At 45.0% G+C, this 18,480-nt stretch carries 16 protein-coding genes and 1 riboswitch; of the genes, 4 read left to right on the top strand and 12 right to left on the bottom strand.

Translation table 11 applies throughout. From position 1 onward, the window contains the following. Positions 1-34: 34 nt before the first annotated feature. From OCV47_RS04495 to OCV47_RS04475, 5 genes are all read right to left on the bottom strand, one after another. Positions 35-574, bottom strand: a complete 540-nt coding sequence (locus OCV47_RS04495; protein ID WP_117448920.1) for a DUF2284 domain-containing protein — start codon at positions 572-574, stop codon at positions 35-37. A 2-nt stretch (positions 575-576) separates the two neighbouring features. Then, a complete protein-coding gene (locus OCV47_RS04490; protein WP_262654073.1) occupies positions 577-2,301 on the bottom strand; it encodes an ASKHA domain-containing protein in 1,725 nt (574 codons plus the stop codon). Positions 2,302-2,400: 99 nt separating this feature from the next. Next, a complete protein-coding gene (locus tag OCV47_RS04485) occupies positions 2,401-3,042 on the bottom strand; it encodes a corrinoid protein (RefSeq protein WP_117448922.1) in 642 nt (213 codons plus the stop codon). A 78-nt stretch (positions 3,043-3,120) separates the two neighbouring features. Beyond that, positions 3,121-3,936, bottom strand: coding sequence for a methyltetrahydrofolate cobalamin methyltransferase (locus OCV47_RS04480; protein ID WP_117448923.1), 816 nt, complete (start codon positions 3,934-3,936; stop codon positions 3,121-3,123). Between the two features lie 249 nt (positions 3,937-4,185). After that, complete coding sequence (locus OCV47_RS04475; RefSeq protein WP_117448924.1) at positions 4,186-4,761, bottom strand: thymidine kinase; 576 nt, start codon at positions 4,759-4,761, stop codon at positions 4,186-4,188. 291 nt (positions 4,762-5,052) lie between these two features. Between OCV47_RS04475 and OCV47_RS04470 the strand changes: the two genes are divergently transcribed. Continuing rightward, positions 5,053-6,285 carry an iron-containing alcohol dehydrogenase gene (locus OCV47_RS04470; RefSeq protein WP_262654071.1) on the top strand — a complete coding sequence of 411 codons (1,233 nt, stop codon included), beginning with the start codon at positions 5,053-5,055 and terminating at the stop codon, positions 6,283-6,285. A 3-nt stretch (positions 6,286-6,288) separates the two neighbouring features. Further along, positions 6,289-7,668: an aldehyde dehydrogenase gene (locus tag OCV47_RS04465; protein ID WP_262654070.1), complete on the top strand. Its 1,380-nt coding sequence runs from the start codon at positions 6,289-6,291 to the stop codon at positions 7,666-7,668. A 160-nt stretch (positions 7,669-7,828) separates the two neighbouring features. Here the strand turns inward: OCV47_RS04465 and OCV47_RS04460 are convergent, their stop codons facing one another. From OCV47_RS04460 to thiM, 7 genes are all read right to left on the bottom strand, one after another. After that, positions 7,829-8,155: a hypothetical protein gene (locus OCV47_RS04460; RefSeq protein WP_256301262.1), complete on the bottom strand. Its 327-nt coding sequence runs from the start codon at positions 8,153-8,155 to the stop codon at positions 7,829-7,831. A gap of 53 nt (positions 8,156-8,208) precedes the next feature. After that, the gene (locus tag OCV47_RS04455; RefSeq protein ID WP_262654181.1) at positions 8,209-9,495 is read right to left on the bottom strand and encodes a sirohydrochlorin cobaltochelatase; all 1,287 of its coding nucleotides are present in this window, start codon (positions 9,493-9,495) and stop codon (positions 8,209-8,211) included. A 582-nt stretch (positions 9,496-10,077) separates the two neighbouring features. Next, a riboswitch (cobalamin riboswitch) is annotated at positions 10,078-10,258 on the bottom strand. A gap of 242 nt (positions 10,259-10,500) precedes the next feature. Further along, positions 10,501-11,670: a putative hydroxymethylpyrimidine transporter CytX gene (gene cytX / locus OCV47_RS04450; protein WP_262654067.1), complete on the bottom strand. Its 1,170-nt coding sequence runs from the start codon at positions 11,668-11,670 to the stop codon at positions 10,501-10,503. Positions 11,671-11,673: 3 nt separating this feature from the next. Continuing rightward, positions 11,674-12,486: a bifunctional hydroxymethylpyrimidine kinase/phosphomethylpyrimidine kinase gene (gene thiD / locus OCV47_RS04445; protein ID WP_262654066.1), complete on the bottom strand. Its 813-nt coding sequence runs from the start codon at positions 12,484-12,486 to the stop codon at positions 11,674-11,676. A gap of 104 nt (positions 12,487-12,590) precedes the next feature. After that, complete coding sequence (locus tag OCV47_RS04440) at positions 12,591-13,253, bottom strand: HAD family hydrolase (protein WP_262654065.1); 663 nt, start codon at positions 13,251-13,253, stop codon at positions 12,591-12,593. Further along, positions 13,250-13,891 carry a thiamine phosphate synthase gene (thiE, locus tag OCV47_RS04435; RefSeq protein WP_262654063.1) on the bottom strand — a complete coding sequence of 214 codons (642 nt, stop codon included), beginning with the start codon at positions 13,889-13,891 and terminating at the stop codon, positions 13,250-13,252. The genes OCV47_RS04440 and thiE overlap by 4 nt, the downstream gene beginning before the upstream one ends. Beyond that, positions 13,878-14,699 carry a hydroxyethylthiazole kinase gene (gene thiM, locus OCV47_RS04430; RefSeq protein ID WP_256300530.1) on the bottom strand — a complete coding sequence of 274 codons (822 nt, stop codon included), beginning with the start codon at positions 14,697-14,699 and terminating at the stop codon, positions 13,878-13,880. Before thiM ends, thiE begins: the two co-directional genes overlap by 14 nt. 340 nt (positions 14,700-15,039) lie before the next feature. On the opposite strand from thiM, the gene OCV47_RS04425 reads away from it, so the two are divergent. Both OCV47_RS04425 and OCV47_RS04420 read left to right on the top strand, forming a co-directional pair. Next, complete coding sequence (locus OCV47_RS04425; RefSeq protein WP_262654061.1) at positions 15,040-16,419, top strand: cellulase family glycosylhydrolase; 1,380 nt, start codon at positions 15,040-15,042, stop codon at positions 16,417-16,419. 66 nt (positions 16,420-16,485) lie between these two features. Beyond that, the gene (locus tag OCV47_RS04420; RefSeq protein WP_262654059.1) at positions 16,486-18,480 is read left to right on the top strand and encodes a hybrid sensor histidine kinase/response regulator; all 1,995 of its coding nucleotides are present in this window, start codon (positions 16,486-16,488) and stop codon (positions 18,478-18,480) included.

Genomic DNA, 18,480 nt, shown 5'->3' with positions numbered 1-18,480 from the left:
AAATTACTGCTTTCTTTTTTCTATTTATATTGTATTACTCCAGCAAGAAACAGCTTGTGTATGCAATCGTACATGGACCATAGTAATATTCCATATGATTGGCCTTACAGACCTGCGTCACCAGCATGCCATAAGCCTCCATGGAGGAAAATGCTTCATCCGGAAATCGGCATGGCGCATCCGGATAAGTACAGACCTTACATTTTACGCAGCTTCCGGCACTGATCGGTCTCATCTTCGGATACTGCTTTCTCAGTTCTTTTTCCAGACTGAGAAAATGTTCCTTATGCAGCGCCTCTGTCTCCATCATAGTCTCGCCGTCCAGCTCGTCTTCTAGTTCTCCCACAGTCTGCACAATAATACCATGCTGATAGGCATCTATTATCTTCTGGCATTCTTCCAGGCTTCCACACCCCGGAGGACAGCTCCAGCACTTTCCATATCGGTGGCAGGTGTTCTTTTCACACATTGCCCGTACCTCCGACATTAATTCTATCGTACTGCAATCCAGCGGTGCCACATGGGAAAACCCATGTGCCAGTCCCTGTTTTTCCAATTCTTTATAGTCTAACATTTCTATTCCTCCTCTGGGAAAGCCAGTTCATCCACAAAGGTATCCTGAAATTCTGCTGATGCAGCCAGTTCCAGAAAACGAATGCCCCTTACCAGCCTGTCTGTCGCTTCTAATTCATCTGTATTTAGTAATGCGATCTTGGCACCTTCTCCGGCAGCATTTCCCACAGGCTCTACCAGATGTTCCAATTCTGGCGGCAATAGCCCGATGGCACAGGCACTAGCAGGGTTCATGTAATTGCCAAACGCACCTGCAATGTAGATCTTCTGGATCTCTTTTTCAGTAATTCCCAGTTCTTTCATCAACAGCTGAATGCCTGCTGCAATGGCTGCCTTGGCCAGCTGCACTTCCCGCACATCCTTCTGAGTCAGATAAACACCTTTTTCATTTCCTGCTTTTTCCGGTGACACCAGAACAAAAATACTGTCGTTTTCCTGACCACTTTCCAAATGTCCCATTTCATCAATCAGGCCAGCTTTATACAACTGCGCAACCAGGTCTATCAGACCCGATCCACACAATCCGATGGCAGGCTGATGATCTACCGTGGTATAGGTCCATGATCCGTCTTCATAAGCTACATGATCCACCGCTCCGGCTGCGCCACGCATTCCACATTCGATCTTGGCTCCTTCAAAAGCCGGTCCGGCTGCTGTGGAACAGGCAGCCATTTTTTCTTTGTTCCCCAGCACCATTTCTCCATTGGTACCGATATCAATCATCAAAGATATCTCATCCTTTAAATCCTGACGCAACGCCAACAGACAGCCACAGGTATCTGCGCCTACATAACCGGCTATATCTGGAAGCATCAGCAGCTGCGCCTGTGGATGAATATGCAGTCCATATTCCTTCGCCTTCAACGTCAGCCGTTCACTGAATGCCGGATTGTACGGAGCATGTACCAGCGATCCAGGTGAAATTCCCAGAAAAAGATGATGCATACAGGTATTTCCCACAATACTTACCTGATAGATCTCTTCCGGCTGTATCTTTTTCTTTTTCGCCAATTTGTGCAAAAGCTCGTCTATCGCTGTCTGAATACAACTGCTAAGTGCTTCCACGCCATGTTCCAATGCATAATTAGCTCGCATGATCACATCTGCGCCGTACTGTGCCTGCGGATTCATCATACTCTCAATGGCGCATACCGTTCCATTCTCTGCGTTCATCAGATAACCTACTACTGTTGTAGTTCCTATGTCAAAGGCTGTCATATAAGCCTTCGGTTTTTCTTTTTTCAATTCCAGAATGCTGTCTCTGGTATGTATCGCAAACCAGTCTTCTCCTTCTTTTCTTTTGTCAAAAAGAGAAGCTGCCAGCTTCAGATTGGGCTCCACATGCGTCATTTCCAGACCGGATGTCTTTCTTACCTCTGTCACCAGACGTTCCCAGTCGGAGCGATTATCTCCGGCGATTGCCTTCTCCAGTTTCACCGGATGAATAAAAAGTCCTGGTTTAAAAGCTACCGGACGATTCAGCCCCTCCGTCAGAATAGCATGCTTCTGACTGGAAATCAGTGTGTCTACTTTCATTTCACTATGTACCAGAGTCTGACACGCTTTTACTATCTCTCCATTTATTTTTACCAGACATTTTCCGCATTTACCCTGTCCCCCACAGGGTGCATCCGGACACAATCCCGCCTGAATCTCTGCCTCCAGAATGGTCGTCCCATCTGGGACTTCGATCTGTTTCTGTTCTCTGATAAATATAACTACACCCATTTTATGCCTCCAAACTCATACTGCTTTTATTATAGCAAATTATTAATCAAAAAAAAAGGCTGTTAAACCTTTTCGGGTTCAACAGCCTTCCATATTTTCTTAAGCTGCACCTGCCAGTTTCTTAGCCAGTGTTGCTGCTGAAGCTGCATCTTCAGAATATCCGTCAGCACCAATCTCATCAGCGAATTCCTGTGTAATAGGTGCTCCACCAACCATGATCTTGATATCTTTTCTGAAATCTTCAGCTGCGATTGCTGCAACAGTATCTTTCAGAGATGGCATTGTTGTTGTTAACAGAGCAGACAGAGCGATGATCTTTGTATCTGGGTTTTCTCTGTAGCATTCGATAATCTTAGAAGCAGGAACATCAACTCCAAGGTCGATTACTTCAAAACCTGCTGATTCAATCATCATGCCTACCAGATTCTTTCCGATATCGTGAAGGTCACCTGCTACTGTTGCAAGAATCAGCTTACCATTAGATCCTGTAGATCCTGAAGACAGATGTGGTTTCAGAACTTCTACACCTTTCTTCATAGCACGTGCTGCAACCAGCATTTCTGGAACGAAGATTTCTCCGTTTTTGAATTTTTCACCAACTATAGCCATTGCATCAATCATACCTTTGTTCAGGATCTCTGTTGGGTCACATCCGGAATCCAGTGCGTCCTGTACAGCTGCTCCTACCAGTTTTGCTTTACCTTTTTCTACTAATTCAGCTACTTCATTAATTGATCCCATGATTCTACCTCCTAAATATTTTCTTGGGTGTTTGATTTATTTATGAAAAGTTTCCGCAAACTTTTTCATTCGTAATTCTTATTTTTTAACCGGTCCGATACGTCCTTCTCTGTATGCTGTGATGTATTCCATACAATAGTCATCCTGTCCAAGCAGTGCTTCTGTTGCATAGATCAGACCCATCATATCTCTGTTGCAAGGATCCAGAATACCACTGTCCAGTCCGTAGTTCATAGCCAGTACAGTAAATCCATAGTTCACCAGTTTACGAACAGGTAAGTTGAAAGAAATATTACTTACAGCCGCTGTAATGTGGATCGTCGGATACTGCTTACGAATAGTGGAGATTACTTCAATATTCATAGCAATTCCATCTTCTGATGTACAAAGCATCTCTACCAGTGGGTCGATGTGAATACGATTCGGTGCGATACCATATTCTTTTGCTTTTGCCATAATCTTATCAAATACTTTCAGACGGTCAGCTGCACATTTTGGAATACCTGTATCATCACTGAGCAGTGCAATAACCTGCCATTTTTCATTTCCTGGTTTTACCATTTCAGGGAAGATCTTGTCGATCTTGTCACCTTCACCTGATACAGAGTTGAAAATACCAGGTTTGTTACAGAACTTATATGCTTCGATCAGGACATCCGGGCTTGGACTGTCAACAGAAATTGGCAGATCTGTGACTTCCTGAATGCACTCGATCATCCATTTTAATGTCTCTACTTCTTCTGCTTCCGGTACAGATGCGCAGCAGTCGATAAAGGTTGCTCCTGCTTCTGTCTGAGCAATTGCTCTCTGTTTAATGAAGTCTGCATCTCTCTTTGCGATAGCTTCTGCTACAGATGGAATGGAACCATTGATTTTTTCGCCAATAACGATCATTTACTTTTCCTCCAAATACATGATATCAGTTTTGATTTTTCGAAATCCGAACCTTTATTGACATTTTACCAAATTACTCCAGTTTTTCAAGCCACGTTTTCTGTCATATTTCCCAACATTTTCATACAATTTGTAGGAGTATTCTGCTACCTAGTGAATGATAAAGTTTTAACATAAATACATCCGGGAGTTTTCCCGGATGCTGTCTGCTTTTTTATTTTCGCAACTGTTCGGTACCTTCACAGTTGCTTATTTTCTTATTTGGGGTCCAAGGTTTCCCGCTTTGTAATGGCGGCGACACAACGCCACGTAGTCATCATTCGCTCCCAGAAATACCTGAGCCCCCTCCCGGATAATCTCTCCCTTTTCATTAAAGCGGGTATTGCAGCTGGCTCCATCTCCACACCAGCATACCGTCTTCAGTTCTTCGATTACATCTGCCCATGCCAGAAGCCATATGCTTCCTTCAAAAGGCTCCCTGCGAAAATCCGTACGCAGTCCATAGCAGATCACCGGTATGTTCAGATCATCTACTATATGTTCAAAAAACTCGATATCTGATTTTTTACAAAACTGCGCTTCATCCACCACCACGCAGTCATATTCCTGTATCTCTCTGTCTTCCATCTGTACCAGTTCTTCCACATATCTGCATTTTTGTTCCAGACCAATCCGACTGCGTACCACGCCCTCGTCTCTGGTATCCAGCTGTGGCTTCACCAGAAGGGCATTTTTGCCTCTTTCATAATAATTGTATACTACCATCAGGGCATTGGCTGTCTTGGAACTTCCCATGGCACCATGCCGGAAATATAACTTTGCCATAACGTTCTCCATCTCTTTATTTACTCGTTTTATCATAGCACAGAGACAGTCAAATTGTAAGTCTATATTGTTATTTATATATCTTCTTTTTGTTGCTATATTCATGTATTATGTTGTGTGATTATTATGAGTACTTATGAAGAATTGCAAATTTTACTTACTGCTGCATTACTCATTTTGTCAACAACGTTTTCTCCATACCAATCGGTACATTGACAAACTGTATCTCCTGAGCGTATATTTTTAACATGAAAAGTTTTGATTTTAAAAGTTTTTAGGAGATATGTCATTATGAATCCATTGAAAAAAGCCTACTGTCGAATGTTTCAGTCTGTCCTGAAAGCAGCCCTCCCATTTCTGCCGTATCGCAAACCAGAGATTATCCACTCTGTCCACGGCATTCCGCAAATTCTGGAAAAGAAAAAGTGTGATCATGTGCTGATTATTACCGATACCGGTATCATCCGTCACGGCCTGATTACCCGTCTGGAGGATACCCTGGACCGCCATTTTATTCCTTATATCATCTATGATGGCACAGTGGCTAATCCTACCACTACGAATGTCAATGAAGCACTTGCCCTTTATCATGAATACGACTGCAATGCCATCATTGGCTTTGGCGGAGGTTCCAGTATCGACTGCGCCAAAGCCGTAGGCGCCAGGGTGGCCAAACCTCATCAGTCCCTTGCAAAAATGAAGGGGATTCTGAAGGTACACAAGAGACTGCCTCTTCTCATTGCCATCCCTACCACAGCCGGGACCGGAAGTGAAACCACTCTGGCTGCTGTAATTACGGATGCCGAGACGCGTCACAAGTATCCCATCAATGATTTTCCCCTGATTCCGCAGGTCGCCGTTCTGGATCCAAAGGTCACTGCCAGTCTGCCTCCTGCCCTCACTGCCACCACCGGCATGGATGCACTGACGCATGCCGTGGAAGCCTATATAGGCAATTCTACTACAGCCGGCACGAGAGCGGATGCACTTTTTGCTGTAAAAATGATTTTTGAAAACATCGACCGTGCCTACTGTGACGGTTCTGATCTGGGAGCAAGAAAGAATATGCTGCTGGCAGCTTTTTCTGCAGGATGTGCTTTTTCCAAGTCTTATGTGGGATATGTTCATGCAGTGGCTCATTCACTGGGCGGAGAATATAATGTGCCTCACGGACTGGCCAATGCCGTCCTGCTCCCGTTTGTACTGGAATCTTACGGACATACAATCGATGCAAAGCTTCATCAGCTGGCCATCGCCGCAGGAGTCGCAGACGAGACTGCCACGGAGTCACAGGCTGCCACGCAGTTTATTCAGGCCATCAAGGATATGAAGAAACGTTTTTCCATCGGCGATACCATTCCTCAAATTCGGGAAGAAGACATTCCAAAGCTGGCTTTTTATGCCGAAAAAGAAGCCAACCCCCTTTATCCCGTACCAGTTCTTATGGATGCCAGACAGCTGGAATCGTTTTATTATCTTTTAATGGAGAAAAACGAAACTGAAGAATCAAATCAGGAGGTGTGAGCAATGACTGAACAGGAAATCCGCTGTATCGTAGACGGACAGCGAAGCTTTTTTCTTACCGGCAATACTCTGGATGTGGAATTTCGCATTCAGTCCCTGCAAAAATTAAAAGCTTTTATTTTAAAATATGAATCAGAGATCCACGCTGCCATTCAAAAAGATCTGGGAAAGAGTAACTTCGAGAGCTATATGTGCGAAACCGGCCTTACCTTAAGCGAGATCAGTTATATGCTGAAGCATGTGCGCTCTTTTGCAAAAGAGAAACGGGTTCACACACCTCTGGCACAGTTTCATTCCAGAAGTTATCGCAAGCCATCTCCACATGGTGTGGTGCTGATAATGAGTCCATGGAACTATCCATTTCTGCTGACCATAGAGCCTCTGGTGGATGCAATTGCCGCAGGGAATACTGTTGTAATCAAGCCAAGTGCTTACTCCCCGAATACCAGCGCCGTTATTTACCGTATGATCAGTGAGTGTTTTTCACCAGAATATGTTTCTGTTATCACCGGAGGACGCGCTGAAAATACCTGCCTTCTTGGAGAAAAATTTGATTATATTTTCTTTACCGGAAGTCAGTCTGTGGGAAAAGAAGTCATGAAAAAAGCTGCAGAACATTTGACACCAGTTACCCTGGAGCTGGGTGGAAAGAGCCCTTGCATTGTGGAAAAGAGCGCCAACTTGAAGCTGGCTGCCAAAAGAATCGTATTTGGAAAATATTTGAACTGTGGTCAGACCTGCGTAGCACCGGATTATATCTATTGTGATGCATCCGTGAAAGATGCACTGCTCAAAGAGATCCGGCATCAGATTCGCAAACAGTTTGGAAAACAGCCATTAAACAATGCCAACTATGGAAACATTATCAATGAGAAACATTTTCAACGTATCTGTTCTCTGATAGATCCATCTAAAGTTGTAGTCGGTGGAGAAACCAACCCGGAACATCTGCGGATTGCTCCTACGGTCATGGATCACGTAACCTTCCAGGATTCCGTCATGGGTCAGGAGATCTTTGGCCCGGTTCTGCCAGTGCTCACTTACAAGACACTTGATGAAGCCATCAGTCAGATCCAAGCCATGCCCCATCCGCTTGCTCTGTATCTGTTCACCTCCGATCAGACTATTGCACAGAAAGTCACTTCCCGCTGTGGATTCGGTGGTGGCTGCATCAACGATACCATTATCCATCTGGCCACCAGCGAAATGGGATTTGGAGGATTTGGAGAAAGTGGCATGGGCTCTTACCATGGGAAAGATGGATTTGATACTTTCAGCCATTATAAGAGCATCGTAGATAAAAAAACATGGCTGGACCTTCCTATGAGATACCAGCCATATCGTGCCTTTCATAACAAACTGATCCATATGTTTCTGAAGTAGACAGCCATTGGGGACAGCCATTGGGGACGGAGTTTTCTGGCTCTTTAATGCCAGAAAACTCCGTCCCAATGAAGAAAAAAGACGCAGAGTTCAAATCCGAACTCTGCGTCTGTGCGTCTTCGTATTTCCTATGCTACCACATTGAATACAAATGTCAAGCTTATGATTCTGTTTTTTCTGGATTGGAAATGCTGACTACATGATCATACCATGTCCCCTTTGTTCCCAGAAGTGCCAGATCAAATTCTTCATCTACTGCTTCTACAGGAATATCAAAGCCATATACTTCTTCGGTCTCTCCATCACTGTAAGTTACTTCATCTGTAGTAGGCTCAAGCAGTTCTGCACCATCTTTTTGTGCATCTTCTGCTTTTCCTACAAACAGATTCACGATGTTCTTGGATGCCAGGCTAACATGGAAGGTCATTTTACCATCTTTTACGGTAAGAGTACCTTTTCCATCACATGCTTCATTGGCATGGAACATACTGCTGTCGGTATCAAAATCAGCGGTATAAGTACCATCTTCTAAGGCATTCTCTAATTTAGAGTTTTTTTTTCCGTTTCTGTCTCTGTTTCTTCTGTGGCTGCCTCAGTAGTCTCCTCTTCAGAATCTGCTTCACTGATTGCTTCTGTAGTTTCTTCCTCGGATGTTGCTTCTGTGGTCTCTTCTTCTCCACCGATCTCGTCAATGGCTGCTGCTGAATGATCTACATAGATCTGCTGGATATCTGCGATCTCTCCAAGTCCTGCAATCTGGCAGTCTACACTGTCAAATTCTCCGCTTGCTTCGAACTGACTCTTCCAGGAGTCTTCGTCATCTCCTGCCATATCATTGTTGGCATGGTCGCCTGCTACTACCATCAGTGGACGAAGTACTACTTTCTTGTATCCTGCTTCTTTCACTGCTTCAATCACTGCTTCGCATGCGGTCTCTTCCGGTTCTCCTTCTACAGTTCCGATGAAGACATTCTCATATCCAAGATCATTCATCTGTGTCTGCATCTGGCTGTAGCTTACCTTTGCAGTATGGGATGTTCCATGGCCCATGAATACGAATGCGGTTCCATCTTCTTTTGCTGCGTCCAGATCATCATATCCTGCTTCTGCTACAGCTGCTGCCGTAATAGATTCTGCTACTTTTTCTTTATCATCGTTGACTGCTTCTGCATCATCTCCAACTTCTCCCAGAAGTGGCTCAGCGATCACTATAGAATCAAACTTATCTTTGTATTCTTCTACTGCCTCTGTCAGTTCATCATATTCTGCTCCGTGCATCAGATGTGTTGGCTGTACTACCAGGTTCTTTACGCCGTTGTCTACTGCACGATCCAGAGCCTGCTGCATATTGTCGATACATTCATCATCTCTCGCTTCTACATGGTTGATGATGATCTGTGCAGTAAAGGCTCTTCTTACAGACCAGTCTGGGTATGCATCTGCAAGGGCTTTTTCGATTCCTCCGATATCAGCCACACGGCTGTCATTGAAGGATGTACCGAAGCTAACTACCAGCAGTTCGTTTTCACCGATTTCATCTTCATTTAATGGATCATCCTTGCTGGCATCTCCGGTATCTCTTCCGAAGTAATCAGGATCTGCATTTTCACCTTCTACCAGTTCCTTCTGTTCATCTGTCAGGGCATCCCATGCTTCCTTAGCGGCTTTGCACTGTTCATCTGTATCATCTGTTCTTTCCTGAACATAGATGGCATCGATCAGATCTGCTACTTCATCCGCCTTTGCCTGATCATCATCAGCTGCTTCTGATGCTGCTTCTGTGGTTTCTTCTTCTGTGGTTTCTGCTTCTGACGCTGCCTCTGTCATTTCTTCTTCCGATACTGCTTCGGTGGTTTCTTCTTCTGAAGCGGCTTCGGTTGCAGCTTCAGCAGCTGTTTCTTTCTCTGTTGCAGCTTCTGTGGTTTCTTCCTCAGACTCTGCTTCACTTGCTGCGACCGCTACTGCTTTTTCAGTTGCTCCCTCTGTCTGAGCCTCTGCTTTTTCTTCTGTTGCAGCCTCGGTCTCTTCTGCCTCAGTAGCTTCCTCTGTTGCAGCTTCCGTTGTCTCTTCTTCCGATGCTGCTTCTGTAGTCTCTGCTTCTGTTGCCCCTTCTGTGGTCTCTGCTTCCGTCTTCGCCTCGGTAGTTGCTTCAGTTGCAGCTTTTGTCTCAGCTTCTGTTGTCTTTGTCGTGCTGCTACCGCATCCGGTCAGTAAAGATGCTACCATTGCTGCGGAAAGTACCACTGCCATTTTTCTCTTCATAAGAATCTTCCTCCTTGCGCATATGACGCATAAAAATTAAATGCTAAAAAGAGAGCGCTCACCACGAGGTAAACACTCTCTGAAAATACATTCCGTCTCTCATTCGGTTCATATGTACTGCCAATCCCTCGTGACATGGAACCTCTGGTTCCCGTACAACAAAAGGCAGTTCTCCCGACTTATTGATCAGACGCTCCGGCCCCCTTCCCAGTTACCCAGTGGTCATCAGCCTTCACTCTCAAAATACGGTGACGAGTTCGCACAGGAATCACACCTGTTTCTCTTTTCAGCAGACAATTTGTCTGACACCTTTTGTTTAACTTATGTAATTGTATTGCTCTCTTTTGTTCAAAGCCAAGTATAGCACACTCATTTTGGCTGTGCAAGAGGCATTTACATTTACATTATTCATTTTTCCATTCCTTCTTCCCAGGCCTCTTCTCTCTGCACTGCTATATCTGTCTCATAGTCATATTCTACCAGTAACATATTTTCCACCTCACTTCCACGTCTCATCAAATAGTCCTGTTAAAATAAGAATAGTCTAACACACAAAAGGGCTCTTTTACACTATTTGTTTTCTTTCCAGATCTTTCCTGCTATTACACATATCGCTGCAGTAATCACCATATCTGGCAGGGTATTTCCCACCAGAAGATCCACTCGCATAAGGATACGATATAAAATAAATCCAACTATCCAGATAATGAGATTTCGCCAGTCGAAACTTTCTTCTCTTTTATCTCTGTGAAGGATGAAAAAGTCTGCGATCTGGATAGCAATCATCGGTGCAAATACTGATCCGATCAGATAAAGGAAATCCGTAATATCATCCATTGGGAACAGGATAGCACCCAGAGTACCGATAACGGTTACTGCAATGGCAGCATATTTTCCTTTTATCGTTGATACAATAGATTCACTGGAAATTCCGGCAGAATAAGCATCCAGGAATGTGGTAGTAACTGTGGAAAATACAATAATCAACAGCCCTGCGATGCTTAATCCTGCTTTTAACAGAATCTGTGCGATATCAGACTCTCCGGTAAAGATCGCTGCCCCCATTCCGATCACATACATCCAGCAGCTGACCAGACCATATACGATAGCGCTGACCGCTGTTGCTTTTACCGGCTCTTTTGCCTCTCTGGTGTAATCACTGATCAGTGGAAGCCAGGAAAGCGGCATGGCTACAGCCAGTTCCACTGCGGCACCAAAGGACATAGTGTCATCTGCTGCGTTTGTCATCACATTGCCATCAAAGAAAATCACTTTACAGAGAACCAGTGTCAGCAGGAACAGCAGTCCCATGGCAATGGTATTGATCTTGCCCAGATTGGTGATGCCGATCACGATCCACAGAATAATCAGGGCACCGATTACCAGACACCAGATCCATCTGCCTGTGGAAAAAATGCCATCTGCTGCCAGTGCCCCATCGTAAATCATAATCGCAGTCCAGCCTACCAGCTGAAGGACATTTAAGAAAGCAAACACCAGTCCTCCCAGGCTGCCAAAGCTGCTTTTTACTGTCTCCATGGCACTCAGGCGGCTTTTTCCACCGATCACCCCAGCCAGGAACAGCATCAGGCATCCAATCACATGTCCCATCAGGATGGCTGCCAGCCCTTTGCCAAATCCTAATGAGGAAAAATAAGTTCCTGTCAAAATCTCTGCTATGGACACTCCGGCGCCAAACCAGATCAGTCCATTTTCCATAAGAGATGTACGTCGTTCCATCTGCTAATCCTCCTTTTCCTCTGTATACACATTGTGAATGGCAAATCCATGATCCATCGGACCACTTCCCGCACCCAGATCCAGCATGGCTGCCAGCGCTCCGGAAATATAGTCTTTTGCACGTTTCACAGAAGTATTCAGATCATAACCCTTTGCCAGATTGGAGGCGATGGCAGAAGACAGAGTACAACCAGTTCCGTGCGTATTCGGATTATCAATCCGCTTACCCTCAAACCACTGATAACTGTCATTTGCATACAACAGATCATTGGCATCATTTAACTGATGGCCGCCTTTGCAGAGCACCGCACAGTGATAAGTCTCTGATATCTGTCTTGCTGCAGAGATCATATCCTCTGCACTATTAATCTTTATTCCGGTCAGTTCTTCTGCCTCCGGAATATTTGGCGTCAGGATAGCCGCCAATGGGAACAGCTCCTGTTTCAATGTTTCAATGGCATCTTCGCTGATCAGTCTGGCTCCGCTGGTAGCTACCATCACCGGATCCACTACGATATTTTTTGCCTGATACTGTTTTAGTTTTTCTGCAATGATACAGATCAGTTCACGGTCAGATACCATACCGATCTTCACTGCATCCGGGAAAATATCCGTAAATAAACTATCCAGCTCCTGTCCTAAAAATTCTGGTGTTGCGTTTAAAATTGCTGTCACGCCGGTGGTATTCTGGGCGGTCAAAGCAGTGATGGCGCTCATGGCATATACGCCATTTGCCATCATTGTCTTGATATCTGCCTGGATGCCGGCGCCTCCGCTGGAATCACTTCCAGCGATCGTTAATGCGGTTTTTCTCATTTTTCTTCTCCTTTTCGCATACGTTTTCTATCGCGACAGAAGGTGGTGCCCCCAATCTGCCGCTGCCAGCCTGAGACGGCTGGCCAAACACTCTCTGCAGAGTGTTATTCACTTTCCAGTTTTTTATAATACCTTATAAACTCTTTTAAATTGTTCAAATACACCTCTCCGGTTTCTTCCACTCCTGCCTGGTTCGTTTCGCCCTCGCTGTCATAGACTCCGATCGCCCGGAATCCCGCCTTCTTTGCCGTCTGCAGTGCATACAGGGAATCTTCAAATACCAGTGTTTCCTCTGGTCTGCTTCCAAGGAATTCTGCACCCCTTTGATAAATCAGTGGAGAGTGTTTACTTTCCCCGACTTCACTGGTGGTGTCGATTCGCTTCAGAAACTCCAGAAGTCCATTTCTCTTTAAGGCTCTTGTCACATGCTCCCGCGGACTGGACGTGGCCGCTGTCATAGGGATTCCTTTTTCCTGCAAAAAAGTCAGCAATTCTTTTGCGCCCACTTTTGCCTGTACTTCATAAAAGTAAAAGTCCTGAAGCATTTCCTGGATACCATCCAGAATCTCTTCTGACGACTTGTCCAGATGATATTGCTGCTTCATATATTCTGCGCCCTGCTCCATACTCATAGAAAATAAGACTTCTCTTAATTCGGGTTCTGGCCGAACACCCTGTTTTAGCAGATATCTGGCTCCCAGATCATTCCAGATTGCCATAGAGTCCAGCAATACTCCGTCCAGATCAAAAATTGCTCCCCGGATCATGCTTCCACCATCCTCTGGGTCTCTTTTTTCAGATCTTCTGACGCTTTCCGAATATCCTGCTGTGCATAGATTGCGCTGATCACAGCAATGCCACAGATACCGCTGCCCGCAAGTTCTTTTACATTTTCCTGCGTGATACCACCGATGGCGATAACCGGAATAGATACAGCTTCGCAGATAGCCTTCAGAGTCTCATAAGATACATCATCTGCATCATCCTTGGAGCCGGTCGGGAATACTGCTCCCACGCCAAGATAATCTGCTCCGTGCTTTTCTGCCAGGACTGCCTGTTCCACGGTCTGTGCCGATACTCCAATAATCTTATCTGGTCCCAGCTTAGCCCGGACATCCCCGGCTTCCATATCGCTCTGTCCCACATGGACACCATCTGCATTCATAGAAATGGCGATATCCACATTGTCATTCACAATAAACGGTACCTGATATTCCCGGCAAAGCTGCTGTAACTCTTTTGCTTCTTCCAGAAAATGTACTTCATCCAGCTCTTTTTCTCTCAGCTGCAGGAAGGTTACTCCCCCATCCAGACTTTCTTTTACTACAGAATACAATGTCCGCCCGTTTAACCAGTGACGGTCTGTCACAGCATATAACAGCAGGTCTTTTTTATCGACATTCATACTTTGCCCCCTCATCCAGAATGGCTTCATCCATCTGATAAATAGCATCAATAATCCGATTGCGGTAAGTAGAATTACCTTCCCATTCCTGCATATGACTCCAGCCAATCTCGCCTGCCAGTCCCATCACACAGACTGCAGCCGCTGCTGCTTCCAGTCTCTGATCTGGATTGGCAGTAATATAAGCGGTCATCATACCGGACAACTGACATCCGGTTCCTGTGATCTTCCCCATCTCCGGTCTTCCGTTGCGAATCACATAACAATGTTCTCCATCACTGACCAGATCAATTGCTCCGGTAATCGCTATAATGGAACCACTCTTCTTCGCAAAATCTTTTACAAATGCAACCGATGCATCCAGATTCTCTTCTGTGACAGCATCTGCCACATCTGCGTCTACCCCTTTCGTTGTTCCACTTCCAAATGCAAGGGTCTTAATCTCAGAAATATTACCACGGATTACGGTCGGATGCAGTTCCTCCATCAGCTTCAGTGCAGTCTCTGTACGAAGCTTTGATGCACCGGCACCTACCGGATCCAGCAGGATCGGATGTCCAAGCTCTTTTGCTCTTCTTCCTGCTGCGAACATTCCCTCAATACTGCGTTCATTCAGGGTTCCGATATTAATATTCAATCCGCCACAGATTGTAGTGATATCTTCCACATCCTGCGGTTCATCGGACATGATCGGACTGCCGCCACAGGCCAGCAGTACATTCGCCACATCATTTACGGTTACATAATTGGTAATATTATGCACCAGTGGTACCTGCTCTCTTACACTTTTCAGACATTCTCCTAACATATTCTTCCTCCTTTTCTCTGACAACCATAAAAAGCGGATATGCCAAAAAGACATATCCGCTAAAAATCCATGCACATAAAACACATGCATCTGCTCTATCCCTACGTTGGCATTATCCAAATCAGGTTACGGGTCCAGACCAAACATTCTGTTCTCAGCCTGCTTACGGCAAGCTCCCCTTTTCTTATTCTTGTACAGTATAGTCCTGTTTTCTGAGAATTGCAAATAATTTCTACTTTTTTCTACAAATTCAAAAAGGGCACGAAAATGCCCAAAAACACCGTTCCAATGATTCATTCCATGTTATAATGAGGAAAATAGCTGAAAAGGAGTTCCTCCCATGAAATCTCATGTTTCCCTTTTTCTTTTGTTCCTTTTGCTGGCCGTATTTCCAGCGTTCCATGCTGATGCCAGTCAGTCCACAGATGCTGACGCGCCAGCTTCTGTAAAATCCATAGCCTGCCCGTCTGTAAATGGTGCGCTCCATGTGGATGGCCGGCAGCTGACAGATGCACATGGAAATGCCGTGCAGTTAAAAGGCATCAGCACCCACGGTCTTGCCTGGTTCCCGGACTATGTCAATCAAAAAGCTTTTCATCAGCTTCGTCAGGAATGGAATGTGAATGTCATCCGCCTGGCTATGTATACAACAGAATCCGGTGGATACTGTACAGATGGCGAACAGGGACATCTGAAATCCTTGATCGATCAGGGTGTTTCTTATGCTTCCAGTGAGGATATGTACGTCATCATCGACTGGCATATTCTGTCCGATCAGGACCCGAATCAATACAAGGAGCAGGCTCTTGCTTTCTTTGCAGAAATGTCTGAAAAATATGCAGATCACAATAACGTCTTATATGAGATCTGCAATGAGCCAAACGGCAGTACCACCTGGAATGACGTAAAATCCTATGCGGAACAGGTGATTCCAGTGATTCGTTCCAATGCACCGGATGCTGTGATTCTGGTGGGTACCCCCAACTGGTCCCAATATGTGGATCAGGCGGCTGCTGATCCGATTACCGATTATGACAACCTGATGTATACACTTCATTTTTATGCTGCTACTCATAAAGAAGATCTGCGAAATACCTTACAGACTGCACTGGATCAGGGGCTTCCGGTCTTCGTATCGGAATACAGTATCTGTGATGCCAGTGGAAATGGCGCTTTGGACATCGGACAGGCCGATGCCTGGATGCAGCTTCTGGATCAGTATCAGGTCAGCTGTGTAAACTGGAGCCTGTGTAACAAAAGGGAATCCGCAGCCCTCTTAAATGCCTCCTGTGACAAAACCAGTGATTTTACTGTCGAAGATCTCAGCCCCGCCGGACGGTGGCTCTATGAAATGCTTACCGGCACAGACGTTCCGGAACCAGAAACCGAATCATTCGGTTCTGATCCTTCCGCTGAGAAATCTCAGTTATCCACAAACGCCTATACTTGTACCACAGAAATTGTGAATCAATGGGAAAGTAATGGTGATCACTACTATCAATATCAACTGACTTTAACCAATACTTCTGACACAGAACTCTCTGGTTGGGAAATAGATCTCCCATTTTCTGGCAATATTACTTTATCCGATGGATGGAATGGAGATTACACCATCGTGGATAGCCAGACTCTCCACATCGTTTCAAAAGATTACAATGCCGTTATCGCACCAGGAGCCTCTGTGACAGATATTGGTTTTATCCTGATCTACAACTTCTGAGCATACGAATTGCAGCCAATTTCGATTGGACAACCGAAAAACATTTTCAAAGAAAGGATACCATTTATGAGTTTACTCAAAGAAATAGATATACAGGAAATTTTACATTCTTCCCGAATGGGGCTGTGGCGTGTGGAACTCGAAGACGGCCAGCCACCAAGATTCTATGCCGATGCAGTTATGGATCTCCTGATCGGTGCACCGGCAAATCTTACTGCACAAGAGCGTTTTATCTTTCACCGTTCCCATATCCACCCGGATGATATGGCACTTTTTGAAGAATATTCCAGTAAATTAGCAGAACAGCATACGGAGATCGTTTATCGTTACATTCACCCGATCCAGGGGGACATGCTGGTGCGTTGTAATGGCAGTCGCGATGCTTCGGTATCAGATTATATCAGTATCATCGGTACACATCAGGATATCTCAGATACAGCCCGGCTGGAGCAGGATAAATTTGCAGAGCGCCGACTGGCTGAAATGAATCAGACACTTCGCAAGGAACAGATCATTCAGGAAGATTATTATCATAATCTGCTGGATATTCAGAATTGTGGTCTTATGGCTTATACCCTTCCTGGTCATAAAATGATTCATATGAATGCTGAGGCTTTGCGCATGTATGGACTGAAAGATATGGATGAGGCTCAGCATTGCCTGGGACATATGCTCACCCAGGTATATTATCCGGATTCATCTACAGTAGATGCCTTGAAAAACCTCCGTAATGTCAATGATTCTGTTGACTATGAGTGCATTCTGAACTATGGTTCAGCCCGAGAATGCCATATTGTAGCCAAGACCAAAATTGTCTGGATCCCCAGTGGAGAACGTGCTGTCGTGACAACTTTCTTGGATGTTTCTGATATGGTTATTCTGCAGGGCGCACTAAAGAAAGCCGAAGAGGGAAGTCAGGCCAAATCTGCTTTCCTGTTTGCCATGTCCCATGATCTGCGTACTCCTATGAATGCCATCATTGGATATGCAGAACTGATGGAAGCACATTGGGAAAATCCTGCCCTCACCAACGGATATTTGAAGAAGCTTCAATCTGCCAGTCGATTTCTGTTATCCCTAATCGGAAATATTCTGGAAATGGCTCGTATGGAAAGCGGTAAAGAAACTCTGCATGAAGAACCATGGAATATTTCCAATCTACGAGATACAGTTGATGTACTTCTGGATAATGAAATACATCGTAAGCATCTGGAAATTCACAAAGACTTTCAGATTGTTCATCCATATGTGATCTGTGATGCTATGAAAATTCGGGAAATTGTAATGAATCTGCTAAGCAATGCTGTCAAATATACACCAGATGGTGGAACCATCTCTTTGCACATGGACGAATTTCCTTCTGATCTGGATGGTTATCTCGTGCTTCGCATTGTTGTAAAGGACAGTGGCATCGGCATTGGACAGGAATATCTGCCTCATCTGTTCGAAGCCTTTTCCAGAGAACGGAACTCCTCCGAAAGTGGTATCATCGGAAGCGGACTTGGGCTGAAAATTGTAAAGTCTTTTGTGGAACTTATGAACGGCCGCATTACAGTAGACAGCGAACTGGGAAAGGGTACATGTTTTACCGTTACCCTTCCACTTCGCATTGCTCCGAACCAGCATCCGATTGCTTCCGAAAGTCTCTCTCAGATTCCTTCCGATAATCTGACAGGGATTCGTATTCTTCTGGCTGAGGACAATGCTTTAAATGCCGAGATCACTCAGACTATTCTGGAAGATGCACAGATTCATGTGGATCTGGCCTGCGATGGTCAGGTTGCTCTTTCCATGCTGGAAAATGCTCCGGCTGGTTATTACGATCTGATTCTGATGGATATCCAGATGCCGCATATGAATGGCTATCAGGCTACGAAAGCGATTCGGGCGCTTCCTGATATGCGTTGTCAGACTCCAATTATTGCCATGACTGCCAATGCTTTCAAGGAAGATAAAGAGGCAGCCCTTGCAGCTGGTATGGATGATTATATTGTCAAACCAGTGGAGATTGCCAGTATGCTGACTACCATTTCCACAGTTGTTCACCGAAAAAAAGGGTAA

Origin of the sequence: Muricoprocola aceti, from assembly GCF_025567005.1 — a bacterium.
In the GTDB taxonomy this organism is placed as follows: domain Bacteria; phylum Bacillota; class Clostridia; order Lachnospirales; family Lachnospiraceae; genus Marvinbryantia; species Marvinbryantia aceti.
Note: the sequence above shows the minus strand (reverse complement) of the source record. Positions and strands in the feature narration are given on the sequence as shown.

What these genes read in the sequence shown, in the direction of transcription:
- OCV47_RS04485 (WP_117448922.1), bottom strand. Translation starts at nt 3,042, where the DNA reads ATGGGATCAATTAATGAAGTAGCTGAATTAGTAGAAAAAGGTAAAGCA.
- OCV47_RS04420 (WP_262654059.1), top strand. Translation starts at nt 16,486, where the DNA reads ATGAGTTTACTCAAAGAAATAGATATACAGGAAATTTTACATTCTTCC.
- thiE (WP_262654063.1), bottom strand. Translation starts at nt 13,891, where the DNA reads ATGAATGTCGATAAAAAAGACCTGCTGTTATATGCTGTGACAGACCGT.
- OCV47_RS04440 (WP_262654065.1), bottom strand. Translation starts at nt 13,253, where the DNA reads ATGATCCGGGGAGCAATTTTTGATCTGGACGGAGTATTGCTGGACTCT.
- OCV47_RS04465 (WP_262654070.1), top strand. Translation starts at nt 6,289, where the DNA reads ATGACTGAACAGGAAATCCGCTGTATCGTAGACGGACAGCGAAGCTTT.
- OCV47_RS04470 (WP_262654071.1), top strand. Translation starts at nt 5,053, where the DNA reads ATGAATCCATTGAAAAAAGCCTACTGTCGAATGTTTCAGTCTGTCCTG.
- OCV47_RS04455 (WP_262654181.1), bottom strand. Translation starts at nt 9,495, where the DNA reads ATGACAGAGGCAGCGTCAGAAGCAGAAACCACAGAAGAAGAAACCACA.
- thiM (WP_256300530.1), bottom strand. Translation starts at nt 14,699, where the DNA reads ATGTTAGGAGAATGTCTGAAAAGTGTAAGAGAGCAGGTACCACTGGTG.
- OCV47_RS04495 (WP_117448920.1), bottom strand. Translation starts at nt 574, where the DNA reads ATGTTAGACTATAAAGAATTGGAAAAACAGGGACTGGCACATGGGTTT.
- OCV47_RS04425 (WP_262654061.1), top strand. Translation starts at nt 15,040, where the DNA reads ATGAAATCTCATGTTTCCCTTTTTCTTTTGTTCCTTTTGCTGGCCGTA.
- OCV47_RS04460 (WP_256301262.1), bottom strand. Translation starts at nt 8,155, where the DNA reads ATGTTCCATGCCAATGAAGCATGTGATGGAAAAGGTACTCTTACCGTA.
- OCV47_RS04490 (WP_262654073.1), bottom strand. Translation starts at nt 2,301, where the DNA reads ATGGGTGTAGTTATATTTATCAGAGAACAGAAACAGATCGAAGTCCCA.
- OCV47_RS04475 (WP_117448924.1), bottom strand. Translation starts at nt 4,761, where the DNA reads ATGGCAAAGTTATATTTCCGGCATGGTGCCATGGGAAGTTCCAAGACA.
- cytX (WP_262654067.1), bottom strand. Translation starts at nt 11,670, where the DNA reads ATGGAACGACGTACATCTCTTATGGAAAATGGACTGATCTGGTTTGGC.
- thiD (WP_262654066.1), bottom strand. Translation starts at nt 12,486, where the DNA reads ATGAGAAAAACCGCATTAACGATCGCTGGAAGTGATTCCAGCGGAGGC.
- OCV47_RS04480 (WP_117448923.1), bottom strand. Translation starts at nt 3,936, where the DNA reads ATGATCGTTATTGGCGAAAAAATCAATGGTTCCATTCCATCTGTAGCA.